The 17,380-nt window shown below is 39.5% G+C and carries 12 protein-coding genes; 6 read left to right on the top strand and 6 right to left on the bottom strand.

The annotated features are described in order from the left end of the window. Positions 1–7 precede the first annotated feature (7 nt). From HNP77_RS02315 to HNP77_RS02290, 6 genes are all read left to right on the top strand, one after another. Complete coding sequence (locus HNP77_RS02315) at positions 8–1,606, top strand: 1,4-alpha-glucan branching protein domain-containing protein (protein WP_184651546.1); 1,599 nt, start codon at positions 8–10, stop codon at positions 1,604–1,606. 73 nt (positions 1,607–1,679) lie between these two features. Beyond that, positions 1,680–4,325 (top strand): hypothetical protein, encoded by a 2,646-nt coding sequence (locus HNP77_RS02310; protein ID WP_184651545.1) that lies wholly within the window; start codon positions 1,680–1,682, stop codon positions 4,323–4,325. Beyond that, positions 4,318–8,970 carry a SpoIIE family protein phosphatase gene (locus tag HNP77_RS02305; RefSeq protein ID WP_184651544.1) on the top strand — a complete coding sequence of 1,551 codons (4,653 nt, stop codon included), beginning with the start codon at positions 4,318–4,320 and terminating at the stop codon, positions 8,968–8,970. Before HNP77_RS02310 ends, HNP77_RS02305 begins: the two co-directional genes overlap by 8 nt. Before the next feature lie 163 nt (positions 8,971–9,133). Continuing rightward, a complete protein-coding gene (locus HNP77_RS02300; RefSeq protein WP_184651543.1) occupies positions 9,134–9,835 on the top strand; it encodes an iron-sulfur cluster assembly scaffold protein in 702 nt (233 codons plus the stop codon). A gap of 19 nt (positions 9,836–9,854) precedes the next feature. Further along, positions 9,855–10,895: a GGGtGRT protein gene (locus HNP77_RS02295; RefSeq protein ID WP_184651542.1), complete on the top strand. Its 1,041-nt coding sequence runs from the start codon at positions 9,855–9,857 to the stop codon at positions 10,893–10,895. 135 nt (positions 10,896–11,030) lie between these two features. Next, positions 11,031–12,005 carry an aldolase catalytic domain-containing protein gene (locus HNP77_RS02290; protein ID WP_184651541.1) on the top strand — a complete coding sequence of 325 codons (975 nt, stop codon included), beginning with the start codon at positions 11,031–11,033 and terminating at the stop codon, positions 12,003–12,005. Here HNP77_RS02290 and mtaB read toward each other — a convergent pair. The 6 genes from mtaB to HNP77_RS02260 form a co-directional block, all read right to left on the bottom strand. Further along, entirely contained in the window at positions 11,989–13,545 is a 1,557-nt protein-coding gene (mtaB, locus tag HNP77_RS02285) for a tRNA (N(6)-L-threonylcarbamoyladenosine(37)-C(2))-methylthiotransferase MtaB (RefSeq protein WP_184651540.1), read from the bottom strand. The two genes, HNP77_RS02290 and mtaB, sit on opposite strands and share 17 nt — an antisense overlap. Further along, on the bottom strand, positions 13,511–14,149 hold the full coding sequence (locus HNP77_RS02280; RefSeq protein ID WP_246428838.1) for a tetratricopeptide repeat protein: 639 nt from the start codon (positions 14,147–14,149) through the stop codon (positions 13,511–13,513). Before HNP77_RS02280 ends, mtaB begins: the two co-directional genes overlap by 35 nt. A gap of 6 nt (positions 14,150–14,155) precedes the next feature. Then, entirely contained in the window at positions 14,156–14,518 is a 363-nt protein-coding gene (locus tag HNP77_RS02275) for a bactofilin family protein (RefSeq protein WP_184651539.1), read from the bottom strand. Between the two features lie 60 nt (positions 14,519–14,578). Next, positions 14,579–15,382: a helix-turn-helix domain-containing protein gene (locus tag HNP77_RS02270; RefSeq protein ID WP_184651538.1), complete on the bottom strand. Its 804-nt coding sequence runs from the start codon at positions 15,380–15,382 to the stop codon at positions 14,579–14,581. A gap of 125 nt (positions 15,383–15,507) precedes the next feature. Beyond that, on the bottom strand, positions 15,508–16,068 hold the full coding sequence (locus HNP77_RS02265; protein ID WP_184651537.1) for a hypothetical protein: 561 nt from the start codon (positions 16,066–16,068) through the stop codon (positions 15,508–15,510). 22 nt (positions 16,069–16,090) lie between these two features. After that, the gene (locus HNP77_RS02260; protein ID WP_184651536.1) at positions 16,091–17,317 is read right to left on the bottom strand and encodes an LIC_12708 family protein; all 1,227 of its coding nucleotides are present in this window, start codon (positions 17,315–17,317) and stop codon (positions 16,091–16,093) included. Positions 17,318–17,380 lie beyond the last annotated feature (63 nt).

The following is a 17,380-nucleotide window of genomic DNA, read 5'->3' as shown; positions in this document are numbered from 1 at the left end:
AAACAAAATGTGTAAAAAGAATCTTGTACTTATAATAAATGCACACCAGGGCTACATACGCAACATTAATGAAAAAATAGATTTTTCAGCAGAAAATGAAATACTTTTCTCTGCCATGACCGATACCTACATACCATTACTGGATCTGTTCAATAATCTGGCAGATGACGGGATAAACTACAAAATAGGACTTGTTCTTTCATCAACATTATGTTCCCTTATTTCTGATTCAAAAATAATCCAGCAGTACGAAAACTATCTTGAAAACTGCATCAGTCTTGGAGAAAACGAACTCAAAAGACTTAACGGAAAGCCTGAAGCAAAAAATGCAGAATACTGTCTTAAAAGACTTAAAAAAATAAAAGAATCTTTCATTGTAAAGTACCACAGAAATCTTATAGAACAGTTTAAGAGTCTTGCCCAGAAAGAATACCTGGAACTGATACCTACAGCAGCAACATACGCTTATCTTCCTCATTACCAGGATCTGACGGAAGCGATTAATGCACAGGTAGAAACAGGTCTTTACTCACAAAAATATTTCTTCGGTGAAGCAGGAGAAGGTTTTTACATTCCATACATGGGATGGACAAAAGGACTGGAGAAAATTTTAAAACCCTATGGAGTCAATTATACTATAGTTGATCCACGCTCACTTCTCTTCTCAAATCCAAAAATTGAGACGGGTATTTTCTGTCCTGTAAGAACAGGAAACTCTCTTGCAATATTTGCAGCAGAACCAGACAGTGAAAAATGCTTTACAGGAGATGACGGCTTTGTCTCTAATCCGGTATATCTTTCTGTGCACAAAGACATTGGATTTGAATTAAAAGACGAAGATCTGACTGTTCTGGAAAGAAAAAACAACGTACGCTTTCTGACCGGCTACAGATACTGGTGCAATGTTGAAGATGAAGATGAATATGAAGATGCGCCGCTGTACGATAATGAAGCCGCACAAAAACAGATAAAAGAAGATGCTGAAAAATTTGTACAGGCAAAAACTGAAAAACTGAATACTGCAAAAGAATATCTTCCGGAAGATGATGCAGTTCTCGTATGTCCCCTTTCTGCAGAACTCTTCGGCCAGAAATGGTTTGAGGGAATTGACTTTCTTGAGCAGGTAATCCGCATAATTTCAAAAGAAAATGAAATAGAGCTTAACACCTGCAAGAACCTGATTTCAAATCAGTACACTCTTCCTAAAGCAGAACTCTATCCATGTTCCGGAGATGATTCCGGATACGGAGAAGACTTGCTTGATATCACAAACAGCTGGATGATGCGTTATGTAAAAAAAGCCAGCGAAAGAATGATAGACTTAACAGAACGCCTGCCTTCAGAAACAAGCTTAAAGGGAAGAATGCTTAATCTGGCAGCTAAAGAAATACTTCTCGCCCAGTCCGGAGAATGGCCTGCCATGCTGCACTCAAACCAGCTTCCTGAATACATAAAAGAACGATTCAAGTCAGCAATCCTTTCATTTACAACTATATATGATTCTCTCGCCAGCAATTCTGTAAGTACGCAGTGGCTGACAGAAAAAGAAAAGGAAGACTGTCTGTATCCATGGATGAATTACAGGATATTCAGCCGCAAAAAGTAACAAATCCTGCTTAAAAAAAACGAAACCTGAACTTTATTGTTTATTTTATCAATAAATGGTATTCTCTTAGGGAATGTCGTGGTTTAAAAAGTATTCATTTCTTTTATTCTTCCTCATTGCTGCAGTGAACATGGCTTCGTCTGCACCTAAGAAAAACACGGCCAGGGACTTATTTAAGTCTTATCCGCAAAGATTTCAGGAAATTCACTCTGCTGCCCTCACGGATGCGTTAGCTGCGGATTTTTCCTCAGCAATCTCCCAGTTCACAAAAACAGAAAAAAATAAGACGGACGTATTCGGCATTCTTCAGTCAGAAGCATCAGAAGTTTCTGTAAAAGCAGCTGCTCCCTACATCGAAAAAATAAAATCACTTATAAAAGACTATGAAGCACTTCAGGCTAATCTTCAGATACAAAAAGAAGTCTCCAGTGACTACAATATAACGGACCTTACTGAAAAACTTAAAAAAATCTCATCAGTCAGAAATCAGGTTTACGAGGCTGGAATTTCAGTTTCAAAAATAGACAGTTCTGTATACATAAGGCATCTCTCAGCCTCTATAAACGGTGTTCCAGAAGCAGAATACTCAGGAATCTGCGGCGTCATGGACTGCCAGTTTGATTATATTTTAAAATCCGCACTTAATCCTCTGGAAAAGAAAGCCCTGGACTGTGCCAGAAACATTAAGCATAATTTTTCTTCCGAAAATATTTTTACTCAGTTTGACAACGAAAAAGTCACAGATGCAGTTTCTAAACTTAATGTTCATATCGAACAGTGCAAAAGATTAAATTCCCTCAGTTCCCTTATAAAAAAATCAGAAACAGAATACGAAAAGCAGATGAACATGACAGAACAGCTGCTTTCTGACGTAAACCTGCTCTCTGAAATCATTCAGAAAATAAAAGCAAGTCTGAATCTTACTGTAAAAAAACCGGAAGACATAAAGCTTTCTTTACGGACAAGAAATGATGCCTACTCTGATACTCTGGTAAAAAATGCAGAAGCTCTTTTTACCTACGGAAAAACCGTGTCATCCATAAAATCCTCACAGAATTTAATCACACTGAAAAACCTGAACGGCAAGACAGAATTTATATCCGAACTCACAGACAGTATTTCATCCGCCTGCAGTGAAATCGAACGCATTTCTACATCAGGCTCCATCAACTTATGGATTGAAACCGCCAGATATTATGCAGAAGCTGCAAGCCTTATAACTTCCGAAGACGAAGGCATTACAGCAGTACTCAATTCATATATAAATGAAACGGAAGAAACAAAATATGCCGGAAAATGTAAAACAGAATGTGCAAATGCATTACAGAGTTTTACCACTGACATCCAGATTCTTTCTGACGGAATAAAAAAGCTGAATGCAGGTTATGGATACAGAACAAATTTCATATCTGAGCAGCGTTCAATTGAAGAATCAATAAAAAAAATATCCGGATTGCAGGAAAAGATACATACGATTTCAAAAACTGCAGAAAAAAAATACCTTACTGCAAAAATTGCAGAAAATTCCGTGACAGTTTTGTTTGACAAAGCCTATGAACTTTATAAAAAGAATGACTTTATTGAAGCCTTCAATCAATACCAGAAAGCAGATGCTCTTTACAACAGCCTTGAAGCAGAACTGAAAAATGACGGAGACTTAAGAAACGATCTTTATCAGAAACTTACAAAACTCAAGCAGGATATCATCAATGGGGAAAAACCTCTGTTCGTAATCCAGCAGCGTAAATACAAGACCGATGCACGAAGAGCCTATGATTCAGGCAATTTTGAAAACGCCTTCTATATTCTTTCACAGGCAGAAGAAAAAAGAAGATTGTGGTCAAAAATGATGGATTATGAACTTGAATCAGATATGGAGCTGGAACGGCTTAAAGATTTTGTAAATACAGCCATTGCAATAAAGGAAGGTCGTGAAATCTCCCGCTACGATTCAAAAGCTCCTGAAATTCTCCAGAACCTTGCAGATGCACAGATGAATTTCAAAAAAGGAGAAATTCTTTTCAAAGAAGGAAAGAAAAACGAAGCTGTTCCCTATCTTGAAACTGCAGAAGAAAAAATTCAGCTTGTAAAAAACTTTTACCCGAGAAATAAAGAGGCAGGCCTTTTAAGGCTGAAAATAGACCAGTTGACCGATAAGGAAAGTTTTGATGCAACATTCCCGGAGAAAATCGAAAGACTGAAAGCAGAAATAAAATCATCTGATATTTCTTCGCAGCAGGCATACAGTGACCTGCTTGATATGTACGAACTAAATCCTGCTTATCCGGGACTGAAAAAAATAATTACAGAAGCAGAATATACACTGGGATACAGGCAGCGGCCTGCAAATAATTCTCAGATAAAAAAAGCATCAGAACTTTCACTGCAGGCACAGAAAGCCTTAAACGAAGCAGGAAGGGATGAAATTCTCCTTGAGCATGCAAGAAGTCTTGCAAACCAGGCGCTCGCCGTCAACAGCGATGATAATACGGCCATAAAAGTTCTTGATGAAATAGCACGGCGCAGGGGCGAAAAACCTGCAGTGATTCTTAGTGCAGCAGATGAAGATTTATATCAGAAAGCCCTTAAAGACTATCGTGACGGAAATCTTGCCGATGCAAAAATTAAATTAAACCGGCTGCTTGAAAATAAAAACAATTCTCTGTCTGCAAAAATAATACGCCTTAAAGAAAACATAGAGAGAAAACTGAATGGATAAAAATATAAAAAAACTTCTTGCATTACTATTTATTTTCTCATATGGAATTTTTAATTCTGCAGCATATTATTTTGAAACACCAAAATCTTTTTCTCTGTCAGAAAAAAACTGTTACTATCCTTTTTCTCTGCCATCTGGACAGAGTTCAGAATCTGTTGTTTTTTGGGAAGAAGCAGATGAAAAAAAATCTCAAGTTTCCCTATACACCCGTAACTCCAGAGACGGATACAACTGGACAGAAAAAAAACTTCTTGCAGAAGGCATTACGTTTTATGAAACACCCCATCTTTTTTACAGCTGTACATCTTCAAAAAAGAAGCAGCTGTGTGCTGTCCTTAAAAACGAAAATGAAATAGAAATATACACTTCAGAAGATTCCTTCAACACGACAAAAGTTTCCTCTATAAAAGATACCACCCTCACTCTTGCAGCACCACGTCTTTACACTCTTTCAAACGGGAACTTCATACTGTTTGTAAGTTCTTCCTCTACGGCAAATTCTTCTGCTGGATTCATAATAAAATATTCACTTTCAAAAGACGGACTAAAATGGTCTCCCCTCAAGGAACTTAATGCAGCATCATCAATTGCAGGAACAGGAAATCCAATTGTTCCGGTTCTTGCAGCAGGAAAGAAGAGCGACCTGCTCGTATTCATGGTTCAATATCACAGGGAAAACCTCATTTCGCTTCAGCTTTATGCCTGTACAAGTAAAGACGGGGCTTCAAGCTGGTCTCAGCCTGTTTTAATTACAGGAAGCAGTTCTTTTGAAAACGGAAGGGAGGATTTTTACAACTTTTCTAACCAGGCTCCAAGTCTTGCCTATGACGGCAGTTCATTTATCCTGGCATGGGAACGTTCAGCCTCCGGATATACAAACTCCGATATCTACACGATGCTTCTGTCTGAAAACGGAACGGTCATACCATCAAGTTCAGAAAAACTGAGCACTACCGGATTCTGTTCAAAACCGGTTGTTTTTAATTTTGACGGTACGGCAAACATCATTTGGTTTACGAATCAAAATGAAAATAAAAAAGTCTTTCTGTCTCAAAAACACGGAAACCTTTGGAACGAAGCAGAAATAATTTCCGAATCAAATTCAACCGCCGCATATCCTGTAATTTCAGACGCAGAAAAAAATCTTGCCTTCATCTGGGAGAAATTCCATCTAAAAACAAAGGCTTCCTCCATAGAAATTCTTACATGGGATCACAGCGTAAACCCACCGATGCTGAAAGCCTCAGATTTTAAGGACGGGCAGCGCTCCAGTAAAAAAACTGTATCTTTTAAAATTACTCATGCAGCAGATCCTTCAGGAATAAAAGGCTGCTCCTGGATTGTTACGCAAAATCCTTCTGAAGAACCGCCTGCAGTAATAAATGCGGATCCTTCCTCAACCGACATTACAGCTGAACTTAACAGGGACGGCCTCTGGTTCATAAAAGTAAGGGAATGCGATTATGCAGGCAACTGGTCTGCTTCATCCAGACTCACCTATACACTTGATACAGTTCCACCTGGAGCTGTAAGTATTATTCCGCCGGAAGAAACAGAAGAGGGCTTACTTCCTTCCAATACTTTTTCAATTCAATGGGATAGTCCCCGGGATGAAGATGTAAGCGGCTACATATGGACGATAAAAAAAATCGATGATATTCCTCAGCTTCTTATAGATAATAAGTTCCACCGTTCCAGAGCAGGAACAGAACAGAAAAAGCAGATGGTTTCAGAACTGCTCGATAAAAATGAAGAACTCATAGAAGAAAAAATCATTCTGTCAGGAAAAATCAATTCTTCAAAAAACAGTGCCGGCATTTCAAACTTAAGAAACGGACTATATGTTTTTGCCGTTACAGCCGTCGATTCCAGCGGAAACATTTCAGAAGCCAGTGATCAGATTTATTTCATACTGAATAAATACAATCCTTTCACAGCCATTACGGAATTAAAAACTTCTACTGATGAATTTGGAGATACAGCCGTAGAAATTTCCGGAACAGGATTTACATATGACGGTACAATAAAAGAAATATACATTGATGAAGACGGACGCTACCCGTACGATTATACACTTAAGCTTGACAGAAAAGATTACAAAGTTCTTTCAAACTATAAAATCACAGAAATTGAACTTTCAAACATAAAAAGCGGAACATATCAGGTAGGACTCTTCCACACGGACAGAGGCCTGTACTTTTCCGGAGATAAAACCATATTCATAAAAGAAAACGGAACAATAAAAAATAAAATTGCGCATGTATTCAAGCCGCTCTGGAAAGCAGCCGCCCGCCTTAACGAAGAAGGAATAAATATCGTAAAGCTTCTGGCAGCAGGACTTTCCGTACTGGCAGCAGTGTGGTTTGCAGTATGCCTTGCAGGACTTATAAGTTCTCTGAAAGAATCGATAAAAATAAAAGAAGAAGTTCATGCACTTATAGAAGGAGACATTATGCCTGAAGAAAAAAAATCAAAGGCCATCCTATTCTCACACAAAGGAAAAAGCCTGAAATCAAAGCTCATATTAAACACCACCCTTCTTATCGCAATAATGGATATCCTTATTTTCATCACCATAGGTGTTTACATCATTCATTCCCAGAAAAGAATTCTAAGTCAGAGTCTTTCCCAGCGGGTAAACGTAATGCTTGATTCTCTTTCACGGGGTGCAAAAATATATCTTCCGCTTGCCCGAAAGGATGACCAGATGTCTATAGCAGATCTTTCTGACATTACAAATCAGGTTAATGCCCTTAATGAAGCCAGATATGCCACCATGACAGGTTTTATGACGGATGAAAACGGAGGAAGCCTCAATACTGTATGGGCAACAAACGACGAAAACATCAATTCTAAAATCAACGACACAGAATTTGAAAATGGAACAAGCCGGCTTACAATTCCTGAATTAAACGAAATTTTCTCTGAACTGCTGAATATAAATGAAGAAATCACAAAAGAATCCAGAGATATAAACAATCAGATCCGTGAACTGCTTACTGAGTCATATTCACTGGCAGGAAAAATCGATTCAAAAAGTTCATGGAGACGCTCTGAAATTCAAACTCAAAAAAATCAGCTGCTCCTTAAGCTCAACAGCGTACTTGATGAGATTTCTGAAAAACATTCCGGAAGTTACCCTGTATTCGACAGCGAAAACATAAATGAAGAAAACACTACGTATATCTTTTACAAGCCGATACTTTACAGACAGGATAACGACAATAACTTTGTACACGGCACAATACTGATTGAAGTATCAACAAAAGAACTCCTGAAAACAATACAGGAACAGAGAAACATTATTTTCCAGACAGGACTCCTTCTTCTTGTAGTTGCAATTATCCTTGCTTTCATAAGCACATATATCCTTGCTTCAAGAATCACAAAACCTATTATTGAACTTTCATCCCATGTTGCAATGATCAGGGATACAGCAGATAAAACCCTCTTAAGCGGTAAAACAATCAAAATAAATACAAAAGACGAAATTGGAATTCTTGGAGACACTGTAAACGAAATGACGGAAGGTCTGGCAGAAGCTGCCGTGCAGGCAAAAAATCTTACGCTGGGAAAAGACATTCAGACAAAATTCATTCCGCTGCAGACAAACGAAGCCGGTGCAACCCTCTCTACAGGTAAGCTTCATGCCGACGGTGCAGACTTTTTCAGTTTTTACAGCGGAGCCGATGATTTAAGCGGTGACTATTTTGACTACAAAAAACTTGATGAAAGTCACTATGCAATCATAAAATGTGACGTATCAGGACATGGAGTACCGGCAGCCCTTATTATGGTCGAGGTTGCAACACTTTTCCTGAACTATTTCCAGAAGTGGGACATGAAAAATCCACGTCAGGGTACAAACCTTTCACCTGTTGTCGGCCAGATAAACGACCTTCTGGAATCAAGAGGTTTCAAAGGACGTTTTGCAGCCTTTACCCTCTGCATCATGAATACGATTACGGGAGAATGCTGGTTCTGTAATGCAGGAGACAATCTTATTCAGATTTACGATAATGCGGCAAAAATGAAAAAAACAATTTCGCTTCAGGAAACTCCAGCCGCAGGAATGTTCAGTACAGACCTTATTGAAATGAAGGGCGGCTATCAGGTTACTAAAGTTACATTAAACAAAGGAGACGTTCTGTTCCTTTACACGGACGGCATTGAAGAAGCCAAACGAAATTTCAGAAATGAAAACGGAGAAACAGTAAATTCCTTAAATGACAGTCAGTCAGCAGAAGAAACAAACGAGGAACTGTCTGCAGAACGTGTCAGCCAGATAATTGAAGCAGTCTACGCAAAGAGCAGATACACTCTGATAAAACATAATGCAGATAAAAATGAAGAGCTGCATTTTGATTTCTCAACCTGTACCGGCACTGCTGAAGATGCAATCATGGCACTGGTTTCCGTAGAAAAAGCATTCAGAATGTACTGCAAGAAAAATTCAAAACCTACAGACCATGTAAAGGCTGATAAAAACATCGATGCCTTCTTAAGGGAACATTTCAACGAATATACGACTTACTGTTCTGCCGTTCAGGAAGTGGAAAATGATTCAACCAGCATCCTTTACAAAGGAATTCTTGAAGATCCGCAGTATGATGACCTTACCTTAATCGGCATCAGAAAACTTTAAGTGCTCCTCATAACGTTAGCAATAGTCAATAAATATTAGCTATTGCTAACTCATTATATTATATTGAATTAGCTCGTTTTTAGTGTTATACTCACCGTGCCTTTTTAGAGAAGTTTTTTTTGTAAAAGGCAATCTTAATCATATCTTTTTTCGAGGTAAAGAAATGATCTACACTGCAGAAGTAGAACATATGTGTCCTTTAGCAAAAGGCGCATATCACGGACCGGCTCCTATTCCTGAAGAAGGCGAATGGGTTCAGGTTAAGAAAATTGAAGACGTATCAGGATTCACACACGGTATCGGCTGGTGTGCACCTCAGCAGGGAGCATGCAAACTCTCTTTGAACGTTAAAGACGGTATCATTGAAGAAGCACTTGTTGAAACAATCGGATGCTCAGGTATGACTCACTCAGCTGCAATGGCTTCAGAAATCCTTATTGGTAAAACACTTCTTGAAGCATTGAACACTGACCTTGTTTGTGACGCAATTAACACTGCAATGCGTGAACTTTTCATGCAGATTGTTTATGGACGTACACAGTCAGCATATTCAAAGAACGGTCTTAAAGTTGGTGCATCCCTTGAAGATCTTGGAAAGAACCTCCGCTCACAGGTAGGAACAATGTTTGCAACACGCAAAACTGGTCCACGCTACCTTGAAATGACAGAAGGTTACGTAGAAACATGTGCTGTTGATAAAGACAACCAGATTATCGGTTACAACTGCATTAACTTCGGAAAACTTATGGACGCTCTCAAAGCTGGAAAACCGGCTCAGGAAGCTATCGAAGGTGCACGTACACATTACGGTCGCGTAACTGCAGATCAGGGTATGGTTCGTCTTATCGATCCACGCAAAGAGTAATTCAGGGGGAATTTATATCATGGCAACATTATTTGAAGATTTCGAAGGCCGCATTCCTCAGGTGAATAAGGCTCTTAAAGAATATGGTTTCTCAGAAGGAGAAAAAGGATTGAATGAAGCACGTGACCTCTGCAAGGCACGGGGATTTGATCCTTATGAAATCTGTCAGTCAACACAGCAGATTTGTTTTGAAGATGCAAAATGGGCTTACGTTCTCGGAAGCGCTATTGCCATCAAAGAAGCAGAAAAAACAGGAGACAAAACAGGTTCTACTGCTGCTGCTAACATCGGTAAAGGACTTCAGGCATTCTGTCTTCCAGGTTCAGTAGCTGATGACCGCAAAGTAGGTCTTGGACACGGAAACCTCGGTGCACGCCTTCTTTCTGAAGAAACACAGTGTTTTGCATTCCTTGCAGGACACGAATCATTTGCTGCTGCTGAAGGAGCAATCAAAATCGCTGCAAATGCAAACAAAGTTCGCAAGAACAAGCTCCGCGTTATCCTTAACGGACTTGGAAAAGATGCAGCTCAGATCATCAGCCGTATCAACGGATTTACATACGTTCAGACAAAGTTTGATTATTTCAACGGTGAAGGAACAGACAAAGCCCTTACAGTTGTAAAGGAAGTTCCATACGGAAACAATCCAGACCGTCTTATCGTAAAATGCTATGGTGCTGACGATGTTCGCGAAGGCGTTGCAATCATGTGGCATGAAGATGTAGATGTTTCAATTACAGGAAACTCAACAAACCCTACCCGCTTCCAGCATCCAGTTGCAGGAACATACAAAAAGGAACGTCTCCTTGCAGGTAAGAAATACTTCTCTGTAGCTTCTGGTGGTGGAACAGGTCGTACACTCCATCCGGATAACATGGCTGCAGGTCCAGCTTCTTACGGATTTACAGATACACTGGGACGCATGCACTCAGATGCTCAGTTTGCAGGATCATCATCAGTTCCTGCTCACGTTGAAATGATGGGCTTCATGGGTATGGGAAACAACCCTATGGTTGGATGTACTGTAGCATGTGCAGTAGCTGTAGCAGGAAGTTTCTAAAATAACCTGTTAAGCTGAATATTAGAACCGCTCGAAAATCGGGCGGTTCTTTTTTTTGTTTCTATCAATAGTATTGTCAAAAAAATCATTAAATGCTAGTATTCTGCAAAAATTTAAATTGCAGAGGGGTTCCGTATGGAAAAAGAACTTTCCAAACTCATGGGATTTCGTCCCGAAATTAAAGTCGTTGATGCAACACTTAGAGACGGAGGTCTTGTAAACGATTTTTATTTTACAGATGAATTTGTAAAAGAACTTTATCAGACAAATGTAAAGGCCGGAGTTGATTATATGGAATTCGGCTACAAAGCCTCTAAAGAGCTGTTTGACGTTAATAAATTTGGAAAGTGGAAATTCTGTGATGACGACCATATTCGAGAAATCACAGGAGACAACAACTCCCCTCTCAAAATAGCAGTAATGGCAGATGTCGGCCGTTGTGATTTCAGAAAAGACATACAGGAAAAAAGCAACAGTCCTATTGATCTTATCCGGGTAGCCTGTTACCTTCACCAGATTCCGGCAGCAGTAGAAATGATTGAAGATGCAAAAAGCAAGGGATATGAAGTAAGTTGCAATATCATGGCTGTATCAAATGCTCAGGAAGCAGATCTTAAAATTGCACTTGAAACAATAGCAAAATCTCCGGCAGACATCCTGTACATTGTTGACAGTTACGGTTCAATTTACCCGGAACAGATGGCCCGTCTGGCGGATATTTTTCTGAATATTGCTGCAAAATACTCAAAGCAGGTCGGAATACACGCACATGATAATCAGAAACTCGCCTTTGCAAATACAATTGAATGCTGCGGAGACGGTGTAAATTATCTTGATGCCACATATGCCTCAATGGGACGTGGCGCTGGAAACTGCTCGATAGAAAACCTTATAGGCTTCCTTAAAAACCCTAAATTCAACATATATCCGGTAATAAAATTTCTTGAGGAACAGATGGCTCCACTTAAAGAACAGTGCAAATGGGGCTACGACTGGCAGTACCTTCTTACAGGAATTCTCAATCAGCATCCAAGGACAGCAATTGCCTACACAAAGGACAACCGCAAGGACATTACAAACTTTTACAAAGAAATTACATCTGAGAGTTAACAGAAACAAGAGAAGAAAGACATTCTATTTCTTTTCCAGTCCTGATATTATCTTCAAGAACCTGGTCAATTCTAACACGAACAGAACGGGAACTTTCGATATATCGGGACGACTTAAATTCAACATGAATGAAGTTATCCGTAACTGCGTGGTAAATTCCAGATTCTGAGCCGGCAGAAGTATTCTTCAAAATCCTGAGGGAAAGCCTGAGGGCACGGGAATTCTCCACTACTGCAGTAAACTCCCTTCCTTTCATTGATTCTATATACTTAATCTTAGAATCAACAGCTATTTTACCAAGAACAGCTGCTCTCCGGGTTTTTACAGCTTCAGTAATCTGAGGTTTCATTACGGCAGCTTCAGTTCCAGGACGGGGACTGAAAGGAAAAACATGCATCCAGGAGAATGAACACTCTTCACACAATCTGACAGTTTCGTTGAAATCAAAATCCGATTCTCCGGGAAATCCGGCTATTATGTCACAGCTGATAAAGCAGTCTTTTTTTGCATTGCGAATTTTTTTCACGGCATTTACTACATCATCATGACCGTAAGGACGTTTCATTGCCTTCAAGACAGAATCACTTCCACTCTGGACACTGAGATGAAAGAACGGCTGTACCCTGTCACTTTTTAATGATTCACACAGGGAATCAGTTACGCTCTGAGGATAAAAAGACGAAATCCTGAATTTAATTTTTTTTGTATTCTCTATCAGATATTTTAAAAGAAAAGCAAAATCCTTTTTTACAGGTGTTTCTCCGGCATAAAAATCTCCTGCATACTGACTGAGGTTAACGCCTGTAAAAACAACCTCATCCTTACCGGAAGCCTCTATTTCCCGCACCCGGTTAAGAACTTCATCTACTCCAAGAGAAACAGCTTTTCCCCTGGCAAAATGAATTCTGCAGAAAGTGCAGCTGTTGTTACATCCATCCTGAATTTTAAGGGAAGCCCGGCTGTGTTTTTCAAATACGGGAGTATAAAGCGTAAACGGAAGGGGAATATAAACTTTGCCAGCGACAGTATCCTTATGATTGACAAGTGCTGACTGCACAGGTGAAGCAGATACAGAACAGTGCAATTTAATAAAATCATCAAGCCTGCTTATATCATCAATAAAACCGGCAGCTCCCACCAGTTTTTTTAAATTCTCTGCTATCTTATTAAGGACATATTTCTTTGTTCCGGGAATAATAGAAATACGTTCAGGACACATCGCCTTTATGCTGTCTCCGTCAAGTTCTGCATAACAGCCTGTAACGCAAACTACACTGTTGGGATACTTTTCAAGACACATCCTTATTATACGCCGTGCTTTCTGCTCTGCCTTATTTGTAACAGTACAGGTATTGATAATACACAGCAGCGTACTCTCATCAGTTTCTGCAGAAGAAGTAACAGCCTCCATCGTACAGGAATAGCCGCAGTTAAAAAAAGAACGGGCAGCCCCTTCACTTTCATCCTGATTAAGACGGCAGCCGAGAGTCTCAAAATGAATTGTATTACTGTACATGGGTCTTACAGCGGGCTTTTCCATCTACTGCAATCTGCTGGTAAGGATTCAGCTGAAGCGCCTTGTCATAGGCTGCAATGGCATTCTTCCAGTCGCCGCTTTTTTCACGGGCATAACCAAGCCTGCCCCACCACAGATCCCTCAATTCTTCTATATGAACAGCTGTCGTAAGGGAAATATCCGCATGATGGTATTTTTCCTGCTTTATATATATTTCTCCCATAAAATAATATGCACGGCCAAGACGGTTGTTTCCGTTTTCCTGAACCGTAGCTACATAACGCTGAAACAGAACCAGAGCCTCATTATATTTTCCGATATAGTATTTTGACTCAGCCTGAACTTCAATTACACGAAGGTCATAATTATTAATACGCCTGGCTTCCGTTGAGCGTCTCTCAGCTTCCGCATACTGTCTGTTGGCAACAAGAGCCCAGCAGAGGACTACCCAGGAATTCATATTATTAGGATTAACAGCAATCTCATCTTCACAGACTGAAATGGCTTCCTTATACTTACCGTCATTATAAAGTTTAAGGGCATCTGCCTTATTCTGAGCAAAAGCGGCAGAAACAACAGAAACAAGAACAACTGACAATACTAACTTTCTGAAATTAATTTTCATCATGCAATCCTATTTTGAAGACATCGTACACTTTCCGGAAAACTGACTTCCCGGCTCAAGAACAACCTGTGCAGAAGAAATATCACCATCCACAGAACCTGACGAAGTTACATAAACAAGAGAATTTCCAGTTATGTTTCCTTTTACCTTACCCCGGACAAGAATTCGCTCAGCCGTAATATCTGCATTAACTTCCGCAGTTGTATCTATAAGGAGATTACTTGTAGCATCTATGATACCGGTAACTTTACCCTTAATCATAAAAGGTCTTGAAAACCTGATGCGGCCGTTAAAAGTAATGTCACTTGCCATGACCGTATCAAAATCTTCTTCTTCTATCTCAAACTGTGCTATATCTTTTTCATCAAACATAGATTCATTCTAATTGTTATCAGCGTTGAAGTCAATTAAATGCGGCTCTCAGACAGTATGTCATACATCAACTATACAGTCAGAATACAAAGATTCTTCTACGGCTGATGCATATTCTCCGGGAGTTTTTCCGGTAAACTCCTTAAATTCATGAATGAAATGAGCCTGATCATAAAATTTATATTCAGAAGAAATTTTAGAAAATGAAATTTCTGTTCCGGTGCTTAAAGCCTGGAGTATAAGGTGCATTTTTATACATTTACAGAACTGTTTGGCGCTTATACCGGCCTGATTTTCAAAAATGTGGTTTATGTACCTGGCAGAATATCCGGTAAGAACTTCCAGCTCGCTTATTTTAAGAATACCTTTTTTTTCTGCAATAAGCCTGATTATCTGACGGAAGAGTTTTTTCTGAGCAGGAACAGAATCCTTAAACTCAGTACGGTACTCCTCAAGAAAAGCACACATTCTGGGAATAAAAGTCGTTTCCTGAGACATTTTCTGTTCAAGCCTTAAAAGAAGCCCTGAATCCTTCAGTTTTTCTCCGGAGGAATAATCAAGGCACGGGTTTTCTCCAGGCATAAATCTGACGCCAAAGCAGTCACTGCCCTTTTTTACATCGATAAACTTTGTACCGCCTGCAGTATATAAAACTTCAGTAAAAACTTTTCCGTCCCTGTAAATAAAAAGTATGTCACTGCAGCCATCTGCCAGAACAGGAATATGAAGGTCTTTTTCGGCAGCTGCAAAGGAATAAAAATACGTGAGCCCTATGCAGTCCGTAACATGACGATACAGCTGCCCAGCGCAGAATACAACGTAAGGCTGAACTGAAACAATATGAAACTCATCATCGTCGTACATGGCTCACCTCCTTATAAAATAAAAAAACGACGAAAACACCAGACCTGATATCTGGCGTTCACGTCGTTGTGCACTTTAAAGTATGTAATAAAACAATATTCCTTGTCAATAAAAATCTCCACGATTCAGCGTACCACGGTACAGCTTACATTTGTTTTTCTTTCTCCGTCTGATACAGTACAAAGCACTTTCTTTATGTCATAATCCATGAGCCAGAAAGTTGCATACTGACTGCCTTCACCGCCGGCTGTATATACAAACTCACAGTCGCCTGAATTCTGAAGGGCATCATCAACATTAACAGCATCATAATGAATTGAAAACTTCTGATCCTCTGTTACCTTACCATTTCGGGACGGTCTGAATTCAACTTTAGCAAAAACTTTATCCTCATAGGAGAAGGCAGACACTGTTACGGTAAATTTTTCAAGTACGTCAGTTTCCGGTGAAGAATTAAAAAACCATATAATTCCGCTTAAGGCAAACATTATAACCAGAGCTATGAACATAAACCGGTTTCCCTTCGTTGCAACAAGAGATTTAAAAAAACCGCTGCTTATAGCAGTTTTACCGGTAGCAAGATTCCTTACTTCCTCGCTTTCCTTTTCCCTGAAAGAGCCTTTTTTATAGTGAAAAACAACATCTTCCGATGTTTCCCGTTGTTCTATAACAGATTTTCGTTCCATCAGACATCCGTTCAATAAGCCGTCAATTCTTGATTGCAGCCTTTATAAGAGAATCCGTCCTCCACCAGCAGAAAGAAGCTTTTTCCTTATTACCAATCAGTGCAGATATTACTCCAGTCTCACTGAGATTCAGGGCATAGAAAAGACTTCTGTACCTGTCAAATGTCAGCACGCGCTTAAGAATATGCTGGCCGTTAAGCTGCACCATCTGAACATTAAGGCCGGCATCAATGCTGTTAACATAAAAAGCCCAGCCTGTAGCAGTTACCCCCATAAACTCATAGGGAACGTTAAATTCATGCTTTGAATAATCACCGGCTACTTCGTAATAATCACTCGGCACTTCAATTCCCTCGTCAAAGATTCCTGTCTCAACGTCAAGGGAATAGAGATACGTGGAAATATATTCAATTCCAGACTGAACGCGACTGGCTTCATCAACATAATTACGGTAATAATTGATGCTCAGGTAAAGCATCCTGTCATCATATCCAGGAACAACATTTTCAATGGCTACAAAAGATTCATTTCCTTCAGGATCAACCGGGTTAGGGACATTTTTTGAATTTATCTGAAGCTTTGTAAGAAGAAAGCCTTCCGAAGAAAACCAGTATACAGTTTCTCCCACATTACTGTCGTCAGATTTACAGATAACTACAAGTTCCCGATGCCGTGTTACATAAATATTCCGGATATAAGCAAACGGAAGTGCACCCCGGCCCTGCTGACCGAAGTAATCAAGAAAGTTTCCCTCATCGTCAAATCTGAGGACAACCTGTCCGAGAATCTCTTTGGTATTGGAATCATATTCAACTCTTTCAGGAGGAAGACGGTCCACAACGTAAAGATACTGTCTTGAATCAACTGCTATTGAAGAAATGCTGTTAAACGGATATGAAATGGATTTTCTGGTTGCATTTGATCCTGAAATTCCTGCCTGAACTGAAGGAACAGGATTAATATCTTCATTAAAATAAAGGGTAAGCAGGTCACCGTAACTGTTCATTTTCATTATTTTACCGGCTTCACCGTTTGCAATATAGAAAAAACCTTCGTGCATAACGAGGGAAGTATTTATTTCTCCTACATCAGAAAGAGAAAACAGGTTTATTTCATCTTCAAAATTTCCATAATTCAGGCTGAACAGCTCCTCCCTGGGAACATTTTCTACAACCTTTTCCCTGCTGCAGGAAAAAAATGTACAGCTGAGAACTACGATCACTGACAGCGCATTTATTTTTAATTGCATATAATAGAGAATAAAGAAACCTATTTATATTGTCAATTCAGATAAAATCGAGTATATTTCTTC

This window comes from Treponema rectale (assembly GCF_014202035.1).
GTDB classification, from domain to species: Bacteria; Spirochaetota; Spirochaetia; order Treponematales; family Treponemataceae; genus Treponema_D; species Treponema_D rectale.
The sequence above is the reverse complement of the archived record's forward strand: the minus strand, read 5'-3'. Positions and strand labels throughout refer to the sequence as shown.